We start from the raw sequence: 588 nt of genomic DNA, 5'->3' as shown, positions 1-588 counted from the left end.
AAGTATCTTGAAACCTTAAATGCTGGTATGTATTTTTCCCACGTAGTCCTATTAAGTTTCCAAATGGGCTCTCAACTTAGCACATTGAAAGCCCACCTTCGATATCCATTAGCCCACGATAAAGACACGCACCTAGTTCTTCAAAGTCAAACTTTTAACTAACCTTTCTTATATAGGAAGTCATTTAACTCTCTTTGTTTCTTATCCCAAGAATCAAGTCTCATTCCAGCCTGATTGGACCTAGTTGGTGAGCTTGATTTCGATTCGATTAATAGCGAACTAATTGTAGTTTCGATCAACACACCATACTCAAGTAGTTCTTCTTCAGTCATTTTTTGAAGTTCATGTACTTTATTCATTATTTACACACCTTTGGATATTAGATAAGAACACCTACATTCCCACACTGACACACTACGCCTAATACAAGGGGCGCCACGACCAACTTACAAAGCACACTTAACTCCGAACCAAAACCGCCGAGTGTAGAGCGTCACCTTTATGTTTTTGTTAGGTTTATCTACGCGTGCGTTCCGTTCTTTTCGCTATCTCAGGAACACTTTCCGAAGGGCTGACTATAGATTTAAT

The 588-nt window shown here is 39.3% G+C and carries 1 protein-coding gene; it reads right to left on the bottom strand.

Annotated elements, in window-relative coordinates; genetic code table 11:
* Positions 1 to 158: 158 nt before the first annotated feature.
* Entirely contained in the window at positions 159 to 359 is a 201-nt protein-coding gene (locus tag AB4653_RS27400; protein WP_102258634.1) for a hypothetical protein, read from the bottom strand.
* Positions 360 to 588: the final 229 nt, after the last annotated feature.

It is taken from the genome of Vibrio sp. 10N.222.48.A3, from assembly GCF_041475345.1.
In the GTDB taxonomy this organism is placed as follows: Bacteria; Pseudomonadota; Gammaproteobacteria; order Enterobacterales; family Vibrionaceae; genus Vibrio; species Vibrio tasmaniensis_A.
This window is presented reverse-complemented; position numbering and strand designations above follow the sequence as displayed.

What these genes read in the sequence shown, in the direction of transcription:
- AB4653_RS27400 (WP_102258634.1), bottom strand. Translation starts at nt 359, where the DNA reads ATGAATAAAGTACATGAACTTCAAAAAATGACTGAAGAAGAACTACTT.